General features: G+C 60.5%; 13 protein-coding genes and 1 tRNA gene. 6 read left to right on the top strand and 8 right to left on the bottom strand.

The window, feature by feature from the left end; all coding sequences use genetic code 11:
• Positions 1–129: 129 nt before the first annotated feature.
• From LJ738_RS12175 to LJ738_RS12165, 3 genes are all read right to left on the bottom strand, one after another.
• Entirely contained in the window at positions 130–1,671 is a 1,542-nt protein-coding gene (locus tag LJ738_RS12175) for an FAD binding domain-containing protein (RefSeq protein ID WP_227786583.1), read from the bottom strand.
• 244 nt (positions 1,672–1,915) lie between these two features.
• Entirely contained in the window at positions 1,916–2,392 is a 477-nt protein-coding gene (locus tag LJ738_RS12170; RefSeq protein ID WP_227786582.1) for a nucleoside deaminase, read from the bottom strand.
• Between the two features lie 109 nt (positions 2,393–2,501).
• Positions 2,502–3,431: a hypothetical protein gene (locus LJ738_RS12165; protein WP_227786581.1), complete on the bottom strand. Its 930-nt coding sequence runs from the start codon at positions 3,429–3,431 to the stop codon at positions 2,502–2,504.
• Positions 3,432–3,758: 327 nt separating this feature from the next.
• Here LJ738_RS12165 and LJ738_RS12160 point away from each other — a divergent pair, with 327 nt between their 5' ends.
• The 4 genes from LJ738_RS12160 (at position 3,759) to LJ738_RS12145 (ending at position 8,638) form a co-directional block, all read left to right on the top strand.
• A complete protein-coding gene (locus LJ738_RS12160; RefSeq protein WP_227786580.1) occupies positions 3,759–4,886 on the top strand; it encodes an MJ1255/VC2487 family glycosyltransferase in 1,128 nt (375 codons plus the stop codon).
• A complete protein-coding gene (locus LJ738_RS12155; protein ID WP_227786579.1) occupies positions 4,886–6,946 on the top strand; it encodes a peptidylprolyl isomerase in 2,061 nt (686 codons plus the stop codon). Before LJ738_RS12160 ends, LJ738_RS12155 begins: the two co-directional genes overlap by 1 nt.
• 108 nt (positions 6,947–7,054) lie before the next feature.
• On the top strand, positions 7,055–7,780 hold the full coding sequence (locus LJ738_RS12150) for a hypothetical protein (RefSeq protein WP_227786578.1): 726 nt from the start codon (positions 7,055–7,057) through the stop codon (positions 7,778–7,780).
• 42 nt (positions 7,781–7,822) lie between these two features.
• The gene (locus LJ738_RS12145) at positions 7,823–8,638 is read left to right on the top strand and encodes a mechanosensitive ion channel family protein (RefSeq protein WP_227786577.1); all 816 of its coding nucleotides are present in this window, start codon (positions 7,823–7,825) and stop codon (positions 8,636–8,638) included.
• 77 nt (positions 8,639–8,715) lie between these two features.
• On the opposite strand, the gene LJ738_RS12140 is transcribed toward LJ738_RS12145, so the two are convergent.
• Both LJ738_RS12140 and LJ738_RS12135 read right to left on the bottom strand, forming a co-directional pair.
• Complete coding sequence (locus LJ738_RS12140; RefSeq protein WP_227786576.1) at positions 8,716–9,696, bottom strand: aldo/keto reductase; 981 nt, start codon at positions 9,694–9,696, stop codon at positions 8,716–8,718.
• A 330-nt stretch (positions 9,697–10,026) separates the two neighbouring features.
• Entirely contained in the window at positions 10,027–10,368 is a 342-nt protein-coding gene (locus tag LJ738_RS12135; protein ID WP_068188133.1) for a cupin domain-containing protein, read from the bottom strand.
• A gap of 178 nt (positions 10,369–10,546) precedes the next feature.
• On the opposite strand from LJ738_RS12135, the gene LJ738_RS12130 reads away from it, so the two are divergent.
• Positions 10,547–11,380 carry a serine O-acetyltransferase gene (locus LJ738_RS12130; protein ID WP_227786575.1) on the top strand — a complete coding sequence of 278 codons (834 nt, stop codon included), beginning with the start codon at positions 10,547–10,549 and terminating at the stop codon, positions 11,378–11,380.
• A gap of 108 nt (positions 11,381–11,488) precedes the next feature.
• Complete coding sequence (cysK, locus tag LJ738_RS12125) at positions 11,489–12,412, top strand: cysteine synthase A (RefSeq protein ID WP_227786574.1); 924 nt, start codon at positions 11,489–11,491, stop codon at positions 12,410–12,412.
• Between the two features lie 116 nt (positions 12,413–12,528).
• Here cysK and LJ738_RS12120 read toward each other — a convergent pair.
• From LJ738_RS12120 to LJ738_RS12110, 3 genes are all read right to left on the bottom strand, one after another.
• A tRNA-Ala gene (locus LJ738_RS12120) sits at positions 12,529–12,602 on the bottom strand.
• Positions 12,603–12,785: 183 nt separating this feature from the next.
• Positions 12,786–16,256 carry a TonB-dependent receptor gene (locus LJ738_RS12115; RefSeq protein ID WP_227786573.1) on the bottom strand — a complete coding sequence of 1,157 codons (3,471 nt, stop codon included), beginning with the start codon at positions 16,254–16,256 and terminating at the stop codon, positions 12,786–12,788.
• 261 nt (positions 16,257–16,517) lie between these two features.
• Positions 16,518–19,793, bottom strand: a complete 3,276-nt coding sequence (locus LJ738_RS12110; RefSeq protein WP_227786572.1) for a TonB-dependent receptor — start codon at positions 19,791–19,793, stop codon at positions 16,518–16,520.
• Positions 19,794–19,823 lie beyond the last annotated feature (30 nt).

The raw sequence follows: 19,823 nt of genomic DNA, 5'->3' as shown, positions 1-19,823 counted from the left end.
TGGCCCAAACTTGAACGTCATGCTGAGCGCAGCCGAAGCATCTCGCGTGCTTTAACTAACTCAATCGAAAGGATTACTACCACACGCGAGATGCTTCGGCTGCGCTCAGCATGACGTGCTATTTTATGTTTAAACCAAATCACTCAACTCCATTTTCTCTGGCGCAAACCGCAGGAAATGCGCCAGCAGCAACTGCCGCAGCAATAGCCGCTTGTAGTCAACGGTACCGCGCACATCCGAAATTGGGCTGATTTCCGACTGCATTACTTCATTGGCCGCTGCTACGGTCTCTGCCGAGAGCTCGCGACCTACCAAAAAGGCACTGGTGCGCGCCAGGTACAGCGGCACCGGCCCCACGCCGCCCGCCGATACTCGCGCGGCCTGAATAAGGCCGCCTCCGACTCGCAGCCAGGCGGCGGAGTTCACGCTGGCAATGTCGAGGTGCGTGCGCTTGGAGACCTTTTCGAAGTTGAAAAAGTCACCGGGCAGAGGAGTGGGGAAGCTGATTTCGGTGACTTGCTCGTCGGCAGTTTTCGCCAGCTTTTTGTAGCCCAGGTACAGGTTAGGTAGGGCCAGCTCGCGCGTGGCGCCGGCTGGGTCCGCGAGGGTGATGGAGGCGCCCAGGGCCAGGAACATGATGGTCAAATCGCCAATGGGCGAGCCGTTGATGAAATTGCCGGCCACAGTGCCCATGTTGCGGATAGGCGTGCTAGATACTAGTTTCAGGTATTGTGGCAACTGGGGAATCAGGTTGCGCATTAGCTCCGATTCGAGCAAGTGGCTGGCTGTGGTAGCAGCGCCCAGCACCACGCGGCCCGCGGTTGCCTCCTGGCGGATGCCGCGCCGGCCGGCCTGGTCAAATACCAGGCGCACGGGCTGCTCGCGTAGTTCTTCGAGGCGCTGCACCAGCAAGTCGGTGCCACCGCCCAAGAGTGGATGAGTGACTGAATGACCGAGTGACGGGGCACCGATGTGGCCGTTCTGGCTTTGGGCATGGCCGCTGGGCGAGGTGGATACGGCAGTTGAGCCGTTGTTCTGAGCCGTGGGAGTAGCTGCTTCAGCATCTTTAGCAGCTACAGTTGCGGTGCGCAGCTTGGCCAGCTTGGCGGGCATGCTTTCGAAGTAGGCGGGCACATATTGCTGCTCACTGAGCCAGCCTACCGCGTTTTGAGTGGGGCGGTTGGCCAGTTGGGCCGTGAGGGTGGCCGCGGCGCGCTCCAGCGATTTGTAGCCGGTGCAGCGGCAAATGTTGCCGTCGATGGCGGCGATGGTGCTTTTTTCGGTGGCGGGCTTTTCGCTCAAGCTGTGGCCGGTGAGCGACATCACGAAGCCCACCGTGCAAAAGCCACACTGCGAGCCGCCCTCTTCCACAATGGCCTGCTGCACGGGCGTGAGCTGCCCGGCCGCGGCATTGATGCCCTCAACGGTGACGATATGCTTGCCGTGGGCATTGCCCAGCGGCGTGAGGCAGCTGGTCATGCTCTGGTAGGCAATGGTTTGGCCATCGAGCGCCAGTTCGCCCACCAGCACGGTGCAGGCGCCGCAGTCGCCCTCGCGGCAGCCAATTTTGGTGCCTTTGAGGTGCTCGTGGTAGCGCACAAAGTCAAGCAGCGCGCTGGCCTGCGGCTCGGCGGTGCGAATGGGCTGGTCGTTGAGGTAAAATTCTATCATCTGATAATAAATCTAACTAGAACGTCATGCAGAGCGCGGCCTCTTTACCGCGCCTCTTGTCATGCTTATCTGACGTCCCGAAGGAAGCATCTTATCCCCGTGGAACCAATCGTTGAGCCGTGATAAGATGCTTCGCAAGCTCAGCATGACAGGCGGTTTGCAACGAAGCGGTAAAGATGCTTGGCTACGCCGACCTCCGGTTCGCTGCGTTCAGCATGGCCTAATTGCCGGTGGGCTAGCTAGTTTAATACTCCGTTTTGCCTTCCTTTTGTTCCCAGGCCTGGAAGCTGGCCAGGGCCTCGTCGCGCAGCAGCTGCGTCATGGGCAGCTGGCGGGCGGCCATGGGGCGGTCCAACTCCTCGTAGATGAACTGGTCGTCGAAGCCAATGGCAGCGGCGTCTGCTTTGGTGTTGCCGTAGAACACGCGCTGGGGCCGGGCCCAATAAATGGCGCCCAGGCACATGGGGCAGGGTTCGCAGCTGGTGTAGAGGTCGCAGCCGTCGAGCTGGAAGGTGCCGAGCGCGGCGCAGGCCTTGCGAATGGCATCCACTTCGGCGTGGCAGGTGGGGTCGTGGGTGCTGGTGACTTGGTTGAAGCCGCGGGCAATGATTTTGCCGTCCTTCACCACCACCGCGCCAAAGGGCCCACCGTGCCCGGCCTGCATTTTTTCGATGGACAGGCGAATGGCTTCGCGCATGAATTCGGGGTTGGGAGCTTCCATGAGGCGTTGAGTTCTAGGGTCTGGTATTCCGCTAAAAAAACGGGCTACAAAGAACGTCAAAACGCACGTGGAATTTCACTTGCCCCGCTGCCGCGAAGGGTGTGCCGTGTTATTTGGTCGGAATTCGCAGCTGGAAGCCCAGCGAAGGCACAAACGTGACGCCGCTCAAGGAGGTGCTGGCGCCGTTGAGCAGGGCGTATTCGCCGTAGTTCTGGTAGAAGATGGACACAGCCGGAATCACGTAGACGTAGCGGTAGCCCAATTTCACGTTGAGAAACGCGCCGTAGGAAGAAAAATCGCGGCTTTGGTTGGGCAGCGCCGGGATTTTCTGGGTGTTGAGGTACACGTTGTCGGGCGCAAAGCCATAATTTACCCAGCTGTGGGCGTACACCACGCCGTAGCTGATAGCGCCAATTTCTTCTTCCGGCCCAAACGACTGGCTGAAAATGAGCGGCACCAGCAGGTCGTTGCGGGTGGCTTTAAAATTCAACACCGAATTGATGTCGCCCAGAAAAGGAATGCTGGGCAGCTTGGCGCGCTGGGTGGCAAACTGCAGGCCGATGCTGGCGTAGGTAGTGCCCGAGGCCGCCCCGGCACCCGGGTTTTCGGGCGAGCCCGTGGGGCCCAGCAGCTGGAACTGGGCATCGAATACGTGCGAGCCGAACGCATACTTATAACCGGCATCGAGGCGCGGCAGGATGCCGTAGCGAATGCTCAGGTCGGCGGTGGGCTGCACGGGGTCAAGAATGTAGGCCAGCGCCGCCGCCTGCAGGTTCTTGACGGAGCCGCCATAGCCCACGGTATCCTTGTTGGCCGCGGTGGTGGCGGCATCCCGCACGGCGGCGCCGGCCTTGCTCAGCGGGGCCGTGGCAATGTTGAACCCCTGGTTGTAGCCCACCCGAAATTCTCCTTGCGGCGTGACTTTGCCGGTGGCCACAATGGCCCGGGGGGCCGTGCAGGAAGTGGCCAGCAGGAGCGTGGCAGCGGCCAGTGCGGCGGCCGGCCGCAGGAAGGAGTGCAGCGAGAAAGGGATATTCATAGGTGCAAAGGTTAACAGTACGCGGCTGAAAACGAAAACCGCGCCGAAACCGCCGAAACTCAGGAGTAGAAACCGGCCCTAAACGAGTTGAGCTGATTAATAGTATGCCTTTCTAGATTAGTATATCATAGTTAATGCAATTAATAGTTAGTGGTTTATGTCTTCTTAGCGCCGGGCAAGCTTCTTGGTGAATTCGTCCACTTTCTGAGCTGAATTTGCCCTGGTCTGCCCAATTTCCTTCCCGGGTAAAAAAGCGGCTGACTTGCTGTAGTGTACCGTTGGGATAAGTAGGCTGGGCAATGCCGGCCGCCGCGCATCTTTGCGCCCATGAATATTCTATACGGAGTGCCCGGCGAGGGCCTGGGCCACGCCACCCGCAGCAAAGTTGTTATCGGCCATTTGCTGGCGCAGGGGCATCAGGTGTGTGTAGTGAGCAGCAGCCGGGCCTACCAGATGCTGGCCGCCGCGTTTCCGGGCCGTGTACACGAAATTCGGGGCTTCCACCTGGCCTACAAGGGCCTGGCCGTGAGCAAGGCCCGTACCGCCGTGCTCACCCTGCGCACCGCCCCTGATGACCTGCGCGTCAACTTCGCCAAATACCGCGACCTGCTCTGCGATTTCAAGCCGGAATTAATTATTTCCGATTTTGAATCCTTCAGTTATCTATTTGCTAAAATGCACCGGCTGCCCATTATTAGCATTGATAACATGCAGATTATCAGTCGGGCCAAATTGAACGTGACGGTGCCGAAATCGGAGCGTGGCAATTTTCAGTTGGCGCAAAATATTGTGCGGGCCAAGCTGCCGCGCAGCCGCCACTATTTCGTGACCACCTTCTTCAACTTGCCCCTCAGCAAGCCGGATACCACGCTGGTGCCGCCCATTATTCGACCCGAAATCCTGGCCGCCAAGCCCACCAAAGGCCAGCACGTGCTGGTGTACCAATCGGCCACCAACCAGCAAAATCTGGTGCCCTTGCTCCAGCAACTGCCCGACCAGGAATTCCGCGTTTACGGCTTCAATAAGGAGGAAGACCACGGCAACGTGCAGCTGCGCGCTTTCTCGGAGGCCGGCTTTATTGCCGACCTGGCCAGCAGCCGGGCGGTGGTCACCAACGGCGGCTTCTCGCTGATTTCGGAGGCTGTGTTTCTGCAAAAGCCCATTTGCGCCATTCCCATTCCAGCTCAATTTGAACAGTGGCTCAACGCCGCCGAAGTGGAGCAGATGGGCTACGGCCGGCACTTTGAAACCATCACGGCCGACAACCTGCGTGCTTTCCTGTACGGCCTGGCCGGGTTCGAAACCGCGCTGGCTGGCTATCAGCAGCAGGACAACGAAGAGCTTTTTGCCCGGCTTGATGCGGAGTTGGCGTTATTGTCGGGCAATGCCAGCCCAACGCCGCGCTCCACCAAAGCAAAAGGTTCGGTTCTGCCCTCATTTCCCATGCCTCATTAATGACTCGCTCCCTTCGCCTCTGGCCGCTGCTGCTTTTGCTGGCCGCCTGCGCCCGCACCCCTCGCCCCAGCGCCGACCTGGCCAATAAGTACCACGACGCCACCATTCGGCAAATCGGTACGGCTCAGGATGAGCGCAACACCGCCGCGCTGCTGCCCTTCCTCACCAACGCCAATCCCACCTACCGGCGCGAAGCGGCCCTGGCGTTTGCCTCGGTGCAGGCCCCGGCTGCCGTGCCCGGCCTGATTCCGCTGCTGCGCGACGCCGACCTGAGCGTGCGCCGCGCCGCGGCCTACGCCCTGGGCCAAACCGGCGACAGCACCGCCGTGGACAGCCTGCGCGGGCGCCTGCTGAAGGAGACGGATAATGCAGTGCGCCGCTACGAGCACGAGGCGCTGGGCCGCACCGTCACGCGCAGCAGCCTGCCCGAGTTGTGGCGCGTGGAAGCCCTGACCGACACCGCGCGGGCGTCGGCCCTGGCGCTGGGCCTGAGCCGCGCCGCCCTGCGCGGCCTCATTTCCCCAGAAAGCATTCGCCGCACGGTGCTGGTATTGAACTCGCCCCGATTGCCCGAGCGCGCCCGGTTGGTAGCGATGGTGGGCTTGTCGCGCACCCGCGGCTACGATGCTGATTTGGCGCGTTTGGCCCAGGAAACCCTGCTTCGCGTAGCCCAAAAAGACCGTTCCTACGCTGTGCGCGCGGCGGCAGCTACCACGCTCGGCAAGCTGGCGGCCATCCCCGCTGCTCCAGCCACTGCCTCGACGGTGGCTACTCCGGCCGCGGCTGGTACGGTGGCTGCTCCGGCTACTTCGGGTGGCGTTACGCCGGCCGGAGTGCTGGCGCGACTTGCCACCAAAGACCCCGATTATCGGGTGCGGCTTAGCGCCATTCGCGCCCTGCCTTTTGATGCCGAAACGTATTCTGCCAGCCGCAAGGCCGTCTTTTATGCCCTGAGCCATGACCGGGCTCCCGTGGCTCTCACGGCGGCCGAGTGGCTGCTGGCCCACGCCAAAGGGGAGTCGGGCCCCGCGCTGGCGGCCCTGGCCGACGGCAACAAGCAAGCCTCGCCGCGGGTGCGAGCGGCCCTATTGCAAGCCGCCGTGCGCCACGCCAGCCCGGCGGCCCGCCCCAGCCTCATCGAAACGATTCAGAAACGGTACGCCGCGGCCCCCACTGTGTACGAAAAGAGCTTTTTGCTACAGGCCCTGGCTGAAGACCCGGCTTCGTTTGACCTATTAAAAGCCGAGGCATTTGCGGCTGGCCAAGCGCCCGTGGTAGCGGGCAATGCCCTGGGCGCGCTGCTCACCATGCGCCGCCAGGCCGAATTCCCCGCCGCCCGCCACGCCGATTTTGCCGCCGCCATGCGCCAGGCCCTGGCCAGCGGCGACGTGGCCCAACTCGGTACCGCCGCCGAAGCCCTCACCGACGCCAAGCTCTACCCCCAGGCCCAGCCCGACGACTTGGCCGCCCTGCGCCAAGCCCAGGCCAAGCTGCAGCTGCCCCGCGAAATCGAGGCGTGGCAGGGACTGCAGCAAGCCCTCGATAAGCTGGAAAAAGCCCCCAAACCTACTCCCACGCCAGTAGCCACTGCCCAGCAGCACCCCATCGATTGGGCAGTGGTGCAGGGCGTGCCGCTGGGCCAGCAGGTGCGGCTGCGCACTTCGAAGGGCATTATTCTGCTGGAGCTAAAGCCCAACGAAGCACCCGGCGCAGTAGCCAGCTTCGTCACGCTCATCGGCCAGCATTTCTACGACAACCTGTATTTCCACCGCGTGGTGCCCAATTTCGTGGCCCAGGGCGGTGACCCCCGCGGCGATGGCAACGGCAGCGCGCCCTACAACCTGCGCTCCGAATTCGGCGACCTCCACTACGAAGAAGGCAGTGTAGGTCTGGCCTCGGCCGGCAAGGACACCGAGAGCTGCCAGTTCTTCATTACACACACGCCCACCCCGCACCTCGATGGCCGCTACCCCATCTTCGCCCAGGTAGTTGGCGGCATGGACGTGGTGCACAAGCTCGAAATCGGCGACCAGATTCTTGGAATTGAGCTGGTAAAATAAGCCGTAGATAAAGCATATTTTCCAACGGAGGCCTATTTTTATACGCTAATAAGTACGGATTTATAAGCCACTGCAGCGGGCTGAGAACTTCATATTGCAGTTTGCCAAATGATTGAAGTAGACCTGATTACCAAACACGGAAAAAAGGCCCTGGGCATGGAGGAAGCGCATGAAAAAGATAAGGGCTGGCGGCACCGCCTGCCGGAAATCCTGCTCGAAATCGGCATCATTGTATTTGCCATCACGCTGTCCATTCAGCTCCACGCCTGGCACGAGCATTCGGTGGAGCGCGCCGAAGAGCGCAAATTCCTCACCGGCCTTCGCGCCGACCTGACCAGCGACCTGGCCGAGCTGCACAATGATTCGTTGAGCTACGCGCGGGTGCTGCGAGGCTACCGCTACTTCCGCACCCTGAGTTCGCAAACTGCGGACTCGGACAGCTTGCGCAACTATCAGTGGACGCTACGCAGCGAAACCAACCTGCTGCCTAACTCGTCGCGGTTCGAAGGCCTGAAATCGGCCGGCAAGCTAGGCATCATCGAAAACGACGAACTGCTGAGTGCCATTCTGGAAAATTACCAGGAGAGCATTCCGGGCCTGGTAGGCGAAACACGGTCTTTTTCCCAGTATAAAGCGAGCACCATCCAGAAATACCTCGACGAACACCTGCAGCGCTCGGGCGATAATTTCGCAGCCGTCATGCAGTCCGACCAGATGTATAATTATCTGAGTAAGGATAATGAGATTATGAGCATCATGCAGCGCTATCACGGAGTGCTGCAGGGTACCCGCAAGCTTATTCGCGAAATCGAAGCCCACCAGGCGCACGAGTAACGGTTACGCGACGCTCGCTTCCTACCCCCTTTGTTTTTCCTTATGAAAGAAGTTACTACGTACGCGCAGCAATTTCAAAACCTAGTCGTGCTTTACCTGCCGCGCGTGCTCATGGCGGCCCTGGCGCTGGTGGTGGGCTGGTGGCTGATTAGCTGGGTTACCCGCCTCCTGGCTAAGGGCACCAAGCGGTTTGATGTTTCGCTGAGCACGTTTCTGACCAGCCTGGCCAACATTGTGCTGAAGGTGCTGCTGCTGGTTTCGGTGGCGGGCATGGTGGGCTTCGAAACCACGTCGTTTGTGGCCATTCTGGGGGCGGCGGGCCTGGCGGTGGGCCTGGCCCTGCAGGGCACGCTGGCCAACTTTGCGGGCGGCGTGCTCATCCTCATTTTCAAGCCCTACATCGTCGGCGATACTATCGAGTCGCAGGGGAAATCGGGCGAGGTGCGGGAAATCCAGATTTTCAACACCATCCTCGTCACGCCGCAGGGCGACACCATCATCCTGCCCAACGGAGCCACTTCCAACAACGTCATCGTCAATAAAACAGCCCAGAATAAAGCCCTGGTAGAGGTGCTGGCCGACGTCGACAACAGCACCAGCCTCAACGACCTGCGCAGTTGGGCGGTACCCCTGATGCAGGCCGATGAGCAGGTAATGGAAGAGCCAGCCCCCCAGGTGGTGGTTACCGCGCTCAAGCCAGGGGGCATGACTGTCGCTTTTCGGGCGTACACCCAAGCCGGCCAGAATGCGCCAGCCCAGGCCCGCCTCATCGAGAAGCTGCAGCGCGCCCTCGCGCAGCAGGGCGTAGCCAGCCCCGTGCCCGTGACCCACAGCTACGTGCGAACCCTGCCGGAATAGATTTTAATAGCTGCCTTTGCGAGTTCTGAATAGGGGAGAGGCCTTTAACTAGTAGAAGGCCGGCTTGGGCTGATAGCCTAGCGGTTCACCAGCTTTAAGGCGCCTTCGCCGTAGCGCGCCCCTACTACGGGGTGGGCCGCCAGCAATTCCTGGAGACGCTGGGTATCGGCTGGCGAAAGCTCAACGTCCACAGCGGCGGCGTTTTCTTCCAGATACTTCCGGCGCTTGGTGCCGGGAATAGGGATGATGTGGGCATCCTGCGCCAGCAGCCACGCCAAGGCCAGCTGCGCGGTGCTGATGCCTTTTTCGGTAGCCAACTGGTGGAGGCCGGCCACCAACGGCGCGTTGGCATCGCCCACTTCCTCGCCAAACCGGGGCATGCTGCGCCGCAAATCCTTTTCGGCCAGTTGCGGGCCGGGGTTGGTGAGCAGCCCGCGGCCCAGCGGTGAGAACGGCACAAGGCTCACACCCAACTCGCGGCAAGTGGGCAGGATTTCTGCCTCCACGTCGCGGGTAAACATCGAATACTCCGATTGCAGCGCCGCAATGGGGTGGGTAGCCGCCGCCCGCCGCAGCGAGGCTGCCGAAGCTTCCGATAGCCCTAAAAACCGCACTTTCCCAGCCTGCACCAGCGCTGCCATGGCGCCCACCATTTCTTCCACCGGCACGGCCGGGTCGATGCGGTGGGCGTAGTACAAGTCAATGGTATCGATGCCCAGGCGCTGCAGGCTGGCATCGCAGGCAGCAGCAATGCGCTCGGGGCGCACATCTACCACCGAACCGCCTTTGCCATCGGCCACGAACCCAAATTTGGTGGCGAGAAACACCTGCGTCCGATTGGGCACCAGCACCTGCCGCAACAGCTCTTCATTGGCCCCGAAACCATAGATGTCGGCCGTGTCCCAAAGAGTCACGCCCAGCTCCAGCGCGCGGTGCAGGGTGGCCACGGCTTCCCGCTCATCGCTGGGGCCATAGGCGTAATCAGAAGCCATGGACATGCAGCCCAATCCGAGCGCAGAAACTTGTTGGCCGGTACGGCCGAGTTCACGGGTTTTCATGGAGAGTTGGAAAGGGTAGAAGGAGTGAAGGCTAGCTAAAATAGCGCTGCAACAAGCAGTCGTGGTTAAAAAAGGAACGTCAGCGGAAATGAACGTCATGCTGAGCTTGTTGAACCAGAGGTCGGCTTAGCCAAGCATCTCTACCTCAATAGTAAACCCAATCGCCTGTCATGCAGAGCGCAGCATCTTCTCACGTTCGAACGATTTGTTCCGCGGCGATAAGATGCTTCGCTGCGCTCTGCTTGACAAACGGTTGAATTGGTTGAGCAGTAAAGATGCTTCCTTCGTCAGCATGACGTTGTATCACCTCAACAAGGCATTATTAAATTGCTACTTGCCCTCACGTCCGTGCACTTGCGCGGGCGGCGAAGTAGCTTCCACAGCCGAGAAGCTCTCCAGAATTTTATATGTGTGCTCGGCGCCTTGGGGTACCACCCAGGAGTTGCCGGGCTCCAGTACCACGACTTGGCCGGCCAGGTGCAACTCGGCGCGGCCGCTCAGCACGAAGCCCACGGTTTCGTACGCCCGGGATGCGGGGGCTTTGGGCTCGCCGGGCTGTTCGTTTTCCCACATGCGCATGGCCACGTGCTTGCCCGAGGCCAAGTATTTTTCGCCATCTGCGCCCTTGGGCGAATAGCGCGAATCGATTTTGGTGATGGTCGTGTCAGACATAGTGCTTGGAAAAAGAAGGTTAAGGAGTATCTTTTGATTGGCCCGGGCCCGGCGATAAGGCAGGGCCGGAGCGTAAACTAAACGGCCAACATGATGAAGCCGTTGTCTGGCCGCACCGAAACCTTCGGTTATCCGATTGGTTGAATCCCTCGTTCTTACTACACTTTTTTCTGTTGCCGTGCTTCCTCGCTCATTCTCTGCCGAACTGGCCAAAGCCCACGCCTCCGTGCCCGACGCCCTGCCCGGGGCTGCCTTCTGTGCCTTAGCCGATGGGCTGCTGGCGCTGCTCTTCCCGCAGCGGGCCGACCAGCCCCTGCCCAGCGCCGACGCCGTAGACGCTGAGCTCTACCACTTCCGGTCCGAGCTGGCCGTGCTGCTGGCCAAGGTGCCGTCCTTGCCAGCGCCGGCTTCCGAGTTGGCCGATGAATTTACAGCCCAACTGCCCGCGCTGCGTACCGCGCTGCTGCGCGATGCCAGCGCCATCCTGGCCAGCGACCCCGCTGCCCGGGGGCTGGCCGAAATTATTAGCTCGTACCCCGGCTTCTATGCCACCGCCCTGCACCGGCTGGCGCATGCGCTGCACCAGCGTGGGCTGCCGCGCCTGCCGCGCCTGCTCAGCGAGTACGCCCACCAGCGCACCGGTATTGACATTCACCCTGGGGCGCACATCGGCCAGTCCTTTTGCATCGACCACGGCACGGGCCTCGTTATCGGCGAAACGGCCATCATCGGCGCCAACGTGCAGATTTACCAGGGCGTCACGCTGGGCGCCCTCAGCGTGACCAAAGGGCTGCAGGGCACCAAGCGGCATCCCACCATCGAAGACCATGTGGTAATATATGCCGGAGCTACTATATTGGGTGGCAGCACGGTAGTTGGCGCCCATAGCATCATTGGCGGCAACGTGTGGCTCACCGAAAGCGTACCCTCGCACTCGCGGGTATACCACCGGGCACATATTCAGATATCCCGCAGCGAAGACCCAGCCGCCGAGCTGGTATTTTCCATTTGACATTACACCACTGCGCAACGCGGCAAAGTGGGGCCGGCCAGACCCTGGTCCCACTGCCGCGTTGCGGTTTCACTGCCCTGCTCCATCACCCTTTCACCAAAGCACCCCATGAAAGCCAATAATATCCTCGAGACCATCGGCAACACGCCGCTCGTGCGCCTCAACCGCCTTTTTGCCACCGTCCGCCCCGACGTGGAAGTGTGGGTAAAGATGGAACGCGCGAACCCCGGTGGCTCCATCAAGGACCGTATTGCGCTGTCGATGATTACGCAGGCCGAGAAAGATGGCATTCTCAACAAGGACAGCCTCATTGTGGAGCCCACCTCCGGCAATACCGGCGTGGGCCTGGCCCTGGTAGCCGCCGTGAAGGGCTATAAGCTCACGCTGGTGATGCCCGAGAGCATGAGCATCGAGCGCCGCCGCCTCATGGCCGCTTACGGCGCCACCCTCGAACTCACTCCCCGCGAAAAGGGCATGAAAGGCGCCATTGAACGGGCCCAGGACATTGTGGCCAGCACCCCGGGCGCCTGGATGCCAATGCAGTTTTCCAACCCCGCCAACCTGCAAATTCACGCCGAAACCACGGCTCAGGAAATTTTGCGTGATGCGCCGGAGGGCTTCGACTTTCACATTACCGGCGTGGGCACCGGTGGGCACATCACCGCCGTCACGGAAGTGCTCAAGCCGTTATTCCCGAACATGAAAACTTTCGCCGTGGAGCCGGAAGCTTCGCCGGTTATCAGTGGCGGGGCCCCGGGGCCGCACCCCATTCAAGGCATCGGCGCCGGCTTCATTCCCGAAAACCTGCACACCAACGTCCTCGACGGCACCATCCAGGTGTCGCACCAGGAAGCGTACGAAATGACCCGCAGGGCGGCGCGCGAAGAGGGCATGTTCGTGGGCGTGTCGTCGGGCGCATCGCTGGCGGCCGTGGCCAAGAAGCTGGTCGATGTGCCCCAGGGCGGCCGCGTCCTCACCTTCTGCTACGATACCGGCGAACGGTATCTGTCGGTAGATGGCCTATTTGTTTAGGTTTAGGTCAGGAAGCCGCGAAGCCTACCAAAGCTCCGCGTTTAGCTCAATTCCGGATAAACAAAAAGCCCGACCAGTTTCCTGGTCGGGCTTTTTGTCTTCATTCACATCTTCAGTGGAGAATATCGGAGTCGAACCGATGACCTCTTGCATGCCATGCAAGCGCTCTAGCCAGCTGAGCTAATCCCCCGAGTTTGTGGTTACCGCCGTGCCAATTGCGCTTTGGTTCGACAAAAGTACAGCTCGTTTGCGGTTTGGCAAGGCCGGGGCCCGCTTTTTTTAGCAGAATGGCGCAAGCATCAAACAATCAGCCACAAAAAAGAGGGCCGGAATTGCTTCCGGCCCTCTCTTGAGCTACGCTAAGCCAGCAGGCTTAGTTGAAAATGTAGCGGACGCCCACCTGGGCCTGCCAGCGCGAACCGAGGCCACCCGTGTCTTTGCGGAAGGTTTCGGTGAGCGGTACGCCAGGCGCAACTACCGCCGGGGTGGTGCCACTGGCCGGAGTAACGATGCTGGGGTTGGTCAGGTAAGGGTAGGTGAAGGCGGGCTGGCCCTGGGCCGTGTAGCCGGCAAACGAGAGCAGGCCTGTGCGGTTGGCCGTCTGGAAAGTGCCCCAATTGGAGTTGAGCAGGTTACCGATGTTGAAGATGTCCAGGCTCAGCTGCAGGCTGTTGCGGTTTTCACCCACGTTGGTGAAGATGTCCTGCAGCAAGCGGAAGTCCAGGCGGTTCTGCCAGGGGCGCACGGCTCCGTTGCGCTCGGCGTAATCGCCGCGGCGGTTCTTCAGGTAGCTGTCTTGCGAGATGTACTTGTCGAGGTCGGCCCACTGCTGAGCTGCCGTGTACGTGCCACCGCCCTGCGTAGCAGGAATGGCAATGTCGCGCAGGATAATCTCGCTCTGGTTGCGGGGCACGTAAATCAGGTCGTTGCTCTGGCTGTCGCCGTTCATGTCGCCGCCGTAGAGGTAGCTGAAGCGGCCAGCCGGCGAAGCTTCGTAGAACAAGGACAGCGTAGTGCCCAGGTGGCCGAGGTATTCGCGCTTGTATGACGCCGAGGCAATGACGCGGTGCTGAATCAGGAACTGCGAATAGCTCAACACGTTGGCGTTGGTCTCGCCCGACACGCTGCGGTCACGCCAGATGCTCTGGGCAATGGAGCCGCCGTCGTTCACCGAGCGCGAATCCGAGTAGGTGTAGGCCGCGTTCAGGTACAGGCCGCCGCTGAATGACTTCTGCAGCTGGCCCGTGATGGAGTAGGAGTAGCCCTTGCTGGTGTTGGTCATCAGAATGGCGTCCGAGATGTTCGGGTTGGTGGTCGAGGCACCGCCCTGGCCGCCGTAGATGCGGTTGTTGGCCGTGGTAGCCGCGAGGCCGTTGGAACCAGCCGCGCCGATGGAGTAGTAAATCGGGCGCATGTCTGGCCCGGCAGCATTGCGTGTGGGGTTGGGCAGGTTCACGTTCTGGTGGTACACGGCATTCACGTCCTTGGTGTACAGGGCTTCGAGGGTGGCAATAACGCCACCGGCAATCTCCTGGTCCACGGCTACGTTGGTACGCCACACTTGCGGAAACTTAAAGTTCGGGTCGGTTACGGCCAGGTTGTAGCTGGTGTTGGCCAGCGGCACGGGGCCGTTGGGGTCGGGGCGGTACTTGTCAACGTCGGGGCTGAAGGGGTTCACCGCCGCCGCGGCGCCCGAGCGGCTAAACGAGCCGAACTGCACGCCGTTGTTGCTGGCCTGGTTGGAAATCCAGACGAAGGGCACGCGGCCGGTGAAGATGCCGGTACCACCGCGCACCTGCGTTTTGCGGTCGTCGTTCACGTCCCAGTTCACGCCGATGCGGGGCGACATGAGCAGGCGCGACTTGGGCAGGCGGTCGGTTTCGATGCGCACGCCGTCGCGGAAGGTCAGGCCGGGGTAGGTGGTGCCGTTGATGGTGCCGCCGCCCACGTAGATGTTGCGCTCAATGTCGGAGAAAATTACCGGCACGTCGCCGCGCAGGCCGATGGTTACTTTCAGGTTGTTGCGGGGCGACCATTCATCCTGGGCGTACAAGCCAAATTGAGCTGCTTTGGTCACGCCGAAGGGGAAGCCGCCGGGCAGGGCCGAATACTGCAGCTGGTAGCGGTTGGGCAAGCCGGGCTGGTTGGTAGCCGAAGCGGGCACCGGGTTGCGGTTGGCGTCCAGCACGTAGCCGTTAGGCGCTTCCGTAGTACGAGCCGAAGCGTAGAAGTCGTCGAGGCTGTTGAAGGCGTAGCCGCCGTAGTAGTTCGGGGCAAAGCCGTTGGAGAACTTGTACAGCTCGTTGTAGGTACCCACCGTAACGTTGTGCTTGCCGAGGTAAGCCGTGAGGTTGTCGCCAATCTGGTAAACGTCCGAGTTCAGGATGTTGAACGCCGAGAAAGGCTCGTAGCCAAAAGAAGTAAGGGTGTTAGCGGCCGTAGGGCCAGCGTTGGCAGCCGAACGGCCCGTGGCGTCGCCGATGTCAACCAACGGGAAGTTGCCTCCACCGGGGCTTTCGCGGAAGTCGCGGAAAGCCGACAGACCCGCGGTCAGGTTGTTGGAAAAGCGCGTGCCGAAGGTGCTGTTCAATTCGGCAATCACCGAATTCAGGTTGTTGTTGATGGTGTAGTAGGACGAGAAGAAGGGCAGGCCGAACTGGGTCTGGTTGCGGTTGGCGCTGTTGCTGATGGAGCCCGAGCTGGAGGGCGGCACGTCGCGGTACGACTTCAGGTAGTTGTACTTCACGCTCAAGCGGTGGTTCGCGTTGATGTTCCAGTCCAGCTTGGCCGTGGCCTTGCGGCTGAACGAGCGCAGCTCAAAGTTCTCAAACGGGCCGGCGTTGTAGCCGTACTTGCTCTGCAGGAAGTTGCCCAGGTTGGTGAGGTCGGTGTAGGAAGCACGCGAAACCGTGGAGTTGGCTGCCGGCGCCGTCGTCGAACGGTTGGCCGTGAAGTTGCCCGTGGGCGGGTCTACGCGTCTTTCTTCTTCGGCATTGAGGAAGAAGAACAGCTTGTCCTTAATGATGGGGCCACCTACGCGGAAGCCGTAGTTCTTCAGGTTAAACGTGGGGTAGTCCGACTTGATGTCGGCCACTTTGCTGCCCACGAAGTCCTGGTTGCGGTAGAAGCCGTACAGCGAGCCGGTGAATTTATTCGAGCCGCTACGAGTCACGGCGTTGATGCCGGCGCCGGTGAACGAGCCCTGACGCACGTCGTAGGGCGCAATGCTTACCTGGATTTGCTCGATGGCGTCCAGCGAAATGGGCTGGGCGTTGGCCTGGCCACCCACCGTCGACGACAGGCCGAACGAATTGTTGAAGATGGCTCCGTCGATGGTTACGTTGTTGAAGCCGCCGTTGCGGCCGGCAAAGCCGCCGCTGGCGCTGGCCTGGGGCGTCAGACGCGTAAAGTCGTCGAACGAGCGGTTCAGCGTGGGCAGGCGCTCGATGGTTTCGCGCTGGATGGTGGTGCTCGCGCCGGTGTGGTCGGCGTTCATAATCGGGTCGCGGCGGCCGCTCACGGTTACTTCGTTCAACTCCGTATTCGCATCGGTCAGCTTCTGGTCGAAACGCAGGTTCTGGCCCAGCGTCAGGTTGACGTCGTCGCGCGTCACGTCCTTATAGCCCACGAAGGTCACCTTCACGGAATAAGGTCCCACCCGCATGTTCTGGATGTTAAAACGGCCCTCGGCGTTGGTCGGGGTCACGTACTGGGTGTTCGTCGGGGTGTGAACCGCGATAACGGTGGCGCCGGGAAGGCCCGCGCCGTTTTTGTCGGTGATAACCCCGCTCATGGCCGCCGTGGTGGCACCCTGGCTCCAGCCTAAGCGGGAAAAGAGGAGCATCAACGCTAGTAAGAACAAGTAGCGTAAACGTAAATTATTCATACGAAAAAAGGTTGGTGAAAAAAGTGAGCGTGAGGAAACTCGAGACAAATGTAATGCTTGGTAGCGATGAGCTGTATTACAGGTGATTTACTATTTGTCGGGCTTAACATTTCCTTAATACGCCCGGATTTTTTGCAATCCTTGCTTGGCAGGCACAAAAAAGGGGCAGGGAAAAATCCCTGCCCCTTTAATATGGCTTTTAGCTGGTTGGCTAGGCTACTAGTTGAAGCTGTAGCGGACGCCCAGCTGGCCCTGCCAGCGCGAGAAGAAGGGCGAGTAGTCGTATGACCGGTTGGTGGTAGCGAACGCAGCCGGGAACGAGAAGGTCGGCTGTACGCCAGGACCGGTCGACTCCACGCGGAGCAGTTCTACGGCGTTGTTGGCTACCGAGTACTGACGGCCCCAATCGTTGTTGAGCAGGTTGCCCACGTTCTGAACGTCGAACGTTACCTGGAAGCTGTTCTTCTTGCCACCGGCCATGAAGTTGAAATCCTGAGCTACACGCACGTCAATCTGGTGCGTCCAGGGCAGACGGGCTGCAAAACGCTCAGCAATCTGGCCGCGGTGGGTGCGCAGGTAGGGGTCGTTCTCGATGAAGGCATCGAACTGGTCCTGAATCTGAGCTACCGTACGGGTGTCAGTCGTGCCGCTCGGAACGAGTTTGATTTGGTTGGCATCGCGCACGTTGGTCGGGATGTAGAGCAGGTCGTTGCCGGTGTTGCCGTCACGGTTCAGGTCAGAGTTCTGGCCGGAAATGTAGGTGAGGGGCTGGCCCGACAGGCCTTCGTAGAACAGGGTGAAGGTGGTAGCCAAGGCGTCGTTGGCATAGCGGAAGGTGTAGCCGGCGCTGCCGATTACGCGGTGACGCTGGTCGTTGCGCGAGTAGCCCAACTCAGGGTTGTTGGGATCATACATCACCTGGTTGAAGCCGTAGTTCGACGAAGCCGTGCTGCTCGAGCCGCTGTTGATTTCCTTCGAAACACCGTAGGTGTAAGCAACCGTAGAGTTCAGGCCGTTGGTGAAGCGCTTCTGCAACTGGAAGGTTGCGTTGTAGCGGTAGCCCTTGCTGGTGTTGTCGAGCAGGTAAACGTTGGTGAAACGGGGATCGATGCGGCGTGCTGCCGTCGAAGCACCGTATACCGGGCGTTGGTCGGGGCCGGCCAGGCGGCCAACCGGGTCGGTCAGGTTGATGTCTTTGTAGTAGATGTCGTTGAGCGTCTTCGAGTAGATGCCTTCCACGGTAGCCACTACGTCGCCGGGCAGGCGGAAGTCAACGGCCAAGTTCGAGCGCCAAACCTGGGGCAGCTTGAAGTCGTTGCGGGTCAGGTTAATCTGGCTGGTCGCTACGGGGTTGTATTTGGTAGCAATATCGTTTTGAGCCAGGTAGATGGTGGGCAGTACGGCCGAAGCCGGGGTGGTGCCGCTGGCAGTCGTGCCGGTCTGGTCTACCGAACCCTGAATCAGGCCGCTGTTGGTGTAGCTGTTCGAAATCCACACGAAGGGAACGCGGCCCGAGAAGATGCCCGTACCACCGCGCAGCTGCACTTTGGTGTCGTTGTTTACGTCCCAGTTGAAACCGAGGCGGGGCGAGAACAGCAACTGGCCGTTGGGCGTGTTGTTGGTTTTGTAACCTTCGCCGAAGCGGCCCGAAACGGCGGTGTTATCGCCGGGCTTGTCAATGAACAGGGGCACATCCAGGCGCACACCGTAGGTCAGGCGCAGGCTTTCGATGGGCGAGTACACGTCCTGAACGTAGAAGCCGAGCTGAGCAGCTTTGAATTTGGCTTCGCCGTTGTTGGCGGTAGGGTAGCTGGCCTGAATCCGGGTCGAGCGGCCCAGTTCAAAGTTCTGAATGCCGGTGTAGGCAGGGATAGCGGGGTTGGAGCCCGAAGCCGCTACGGCACTGGTGGCGCCGAAGAGGTAGTAGCCCGAACCGTTGTTCAGGAACAGGTTACGGAACTTGAAGCCTTCGTTGTGCGTGCCCAGGGTAATGGTGTGCTTGCCGAAAGACTTGGTCAGGTTGTCGGTGATTTCCACGATGTCCTGGTCGAGCTGGTTGGCTACCGAGCTACGCTCTGCGCCCAGGGTGTAGGTGTTGCCGTTGTCGCTGATTTGGTAAGACGGACCGGGGTTGCCGAGCACATCGCGCGAGTCGCGGATGGCGGTATAGGTCAGAATCAGCTTATTAGAGAAGCCGCCCGAAAAACGGGAGTTCAATTCGGCAACGGTGCTGTTGGTGGTGTTGTTGAACTTGTACGCGTTGTTGCTGAAGCGGACGTTGTTCGAAGCACGGGTGATGTTGTCGTCAAACGCCTTTACGAAGTTGTGACGCAGCGTCAGGGTGTTGTTCTCCGAGATGTTGAAGTCCAGGCGAGCAAAAATCTTGTTGCTCTCGGTGCGACGGGTGAGGTCGCCGTAGCTGCCCGGGTCGTAGCCACCGTAGATGAGCTGGCCAGCGCGGGGGCCGGAAGTGTAAACGGCGTTGAGGGAGGCCGTACGGATGCGCTCCAGGTCGGCCGTGGTTACTTTCGAATCGGCGGTGCCGGGCAGGAAGGCCAGGGGCTCGTTACGACGAGCGATTTCACCGTTGAGGAAGAAGAACACCTTGTCTTTCACGATGGCACCACCCACGCGGAAGCCGGTCTGATAGTTAGAAAAATCAGCCGCCTTGGTGCGGGGCTCGGTTACGCTCTTACCAATGGTGTTCTGGTTGCGGCCGAAACCATAGATGGAAGCCGACAGGTCGTTGGAGCCCGAGCGGGTAACGGCGTTTACGCCAGCGCCGGTGAAGTTGCCCAGCGTTACGTCGTAAGGGGCCAGTACTACCTGAATCTGGTCGATGGCGTCGAGGGCGATGGGGTTGGTACCCGCCTGGCCGCCGGGGGTGCCCGAGCCGGCAAGACCGAATACGTCGTTGTTCACGGCACCGTCGATGGTGATGTTGTTGTAGCGGTTGTTGGCACCGCCAAACGACGAGCTGCCTGCGCCACCAGCCTGCGGGGTGAGGCGGGTGAAGTCGTTCAGCGAACGGTTCAGGGTGGGCAGCTGGTTAATCTGCTCGCGGCTCACGTTGGTCTCGGCGCCGGTGCGGCTGGCGTTGATAACGTTGTCGCGGCGGCCGCTCACCTGTACTTCGGCCAGCTCAGTGGTCGAGGTGCTCAGCGGTACGTCGAGGCGGAGGTTCTGGCCCAGCGACAGGTTGATGTCGTTGCGCGTCACGTCCTGGTAGCCCACGAAGGTTACGCGGACGGTGTAAGGACCACCAACACGCATGCCCTGAATGTTGAAACGGCCGTCGGAGTTGGTAGGCGCTACGTACTGCGTGTTCGTGGGGGTGTGAACTGCAATAACCGTGGCCCCCGGCAGCGCCGAACCATCTTTGTCGGTGATGATGCCGCTCATGGCCGCGGTGGTGGCGCCTTGGCTCCAACCTAAACGGGCTGTGAAGAGCATCAACGCCAGCAAGAATAAGTGGCGTAAACGTAAATTATTCATACAAAAAGGGTTGGTGGAAATATTAAAGGT

This window comes from Hymenobacter plasmatis (assembly GCF_020711255.1).
Taxonomy (GTDB): domain Bacteria; phylum Bacteroidota; class Bacteroidia; order Cytophagales; family Hymenobacteraceae; genus Hymenobacter.
Note: the sequence above shows the minus strand (reverse complement) of the source record. Positions and strands in the feature narration are given on the sequence as shown.

Coding starts and splice junctions, on each gene's coding strand:
- LJ738_RS12175 (WP_227786583.1), bottom strand. CDS start 1,671: ATGATAGAATTTTACCTCAACGACCAGCCCATTCGCACCGCCGAGCCG.
- LJ738_RS12170 (WP_227786582.1), bottom strand. CDS start 2,392: ATGGAAGCTCCCAACCCCGAATTCATGCGCGAAGCCATTCGCCTGTCC.
- LJ738_RS12165 (WP_227786581.1), bottom strand. CDS start 3,431: ATGAATATCCCTTTCTCGCTGCACTCCTTCCTGCGGCCGGCCGCCGCA.
- LJ738_RS12160 (WP_227786580.1), top strand. CDS start 3,759: ATGAATATTCTATACGGAGTGCCCGGCGAGGGCCTGGGCCACGCCACC.
- LJ738_RS12155 (WP_227786579.1), top strand. CDS start 4,886: ATGACTCGCTCCCTTCGCCTCTGGCCGCTGCTGCTTTTGCTGGCCGCC.
- LJ738_RS12150 (WP_227786578.1), top strand. CDS start 7,055: ATGATTGAAGTAGACCTGATTACCAAACACGGAAAAAAGGCCCTGGGC.
- LJ738_RS12145 (WP_227786577.1), top strand. CDS start 7,823: ATGAAAGAAGTTACTACGTACGCGCAGCAATTTCAAAACCTAGTCGTG.
- LJ738_RS12140 (WP_227786576.1), bottom strand. CDS start 9,696: ATGAAAACCCGTGAACTCGGCCGTACCGGCCAACAAGTTTCTGCGCTC.
- LJ738_RS12135 (WP_068188133.1), bottom strand. CDS start 10,368: ATGTCTGACACGACCATCACCAAAATCGATTCGCGCTATTCGCCCAAG.
- cysK (WP_227786574.1), top strand. CDS start 11,489: ATGAAAGCCAATAATATCCTCGAGACCATCGGCAACACGCCGCTCGTG.
- LJ738_RS12115 (WP_227786573.1), bottom strand. CDS start 16,256: ATGCTCCTCTTTTCCCGCTTAGGCTGGAGCCAGGGTGCCACCACGGCG.
- LJ738_RS12110 (WP_227786572.1), bottom strand. CDS start 19,793: ATGAATAATTTACGTTTACGCCACTTATTCTTGCTGGCGTTGATGCTC.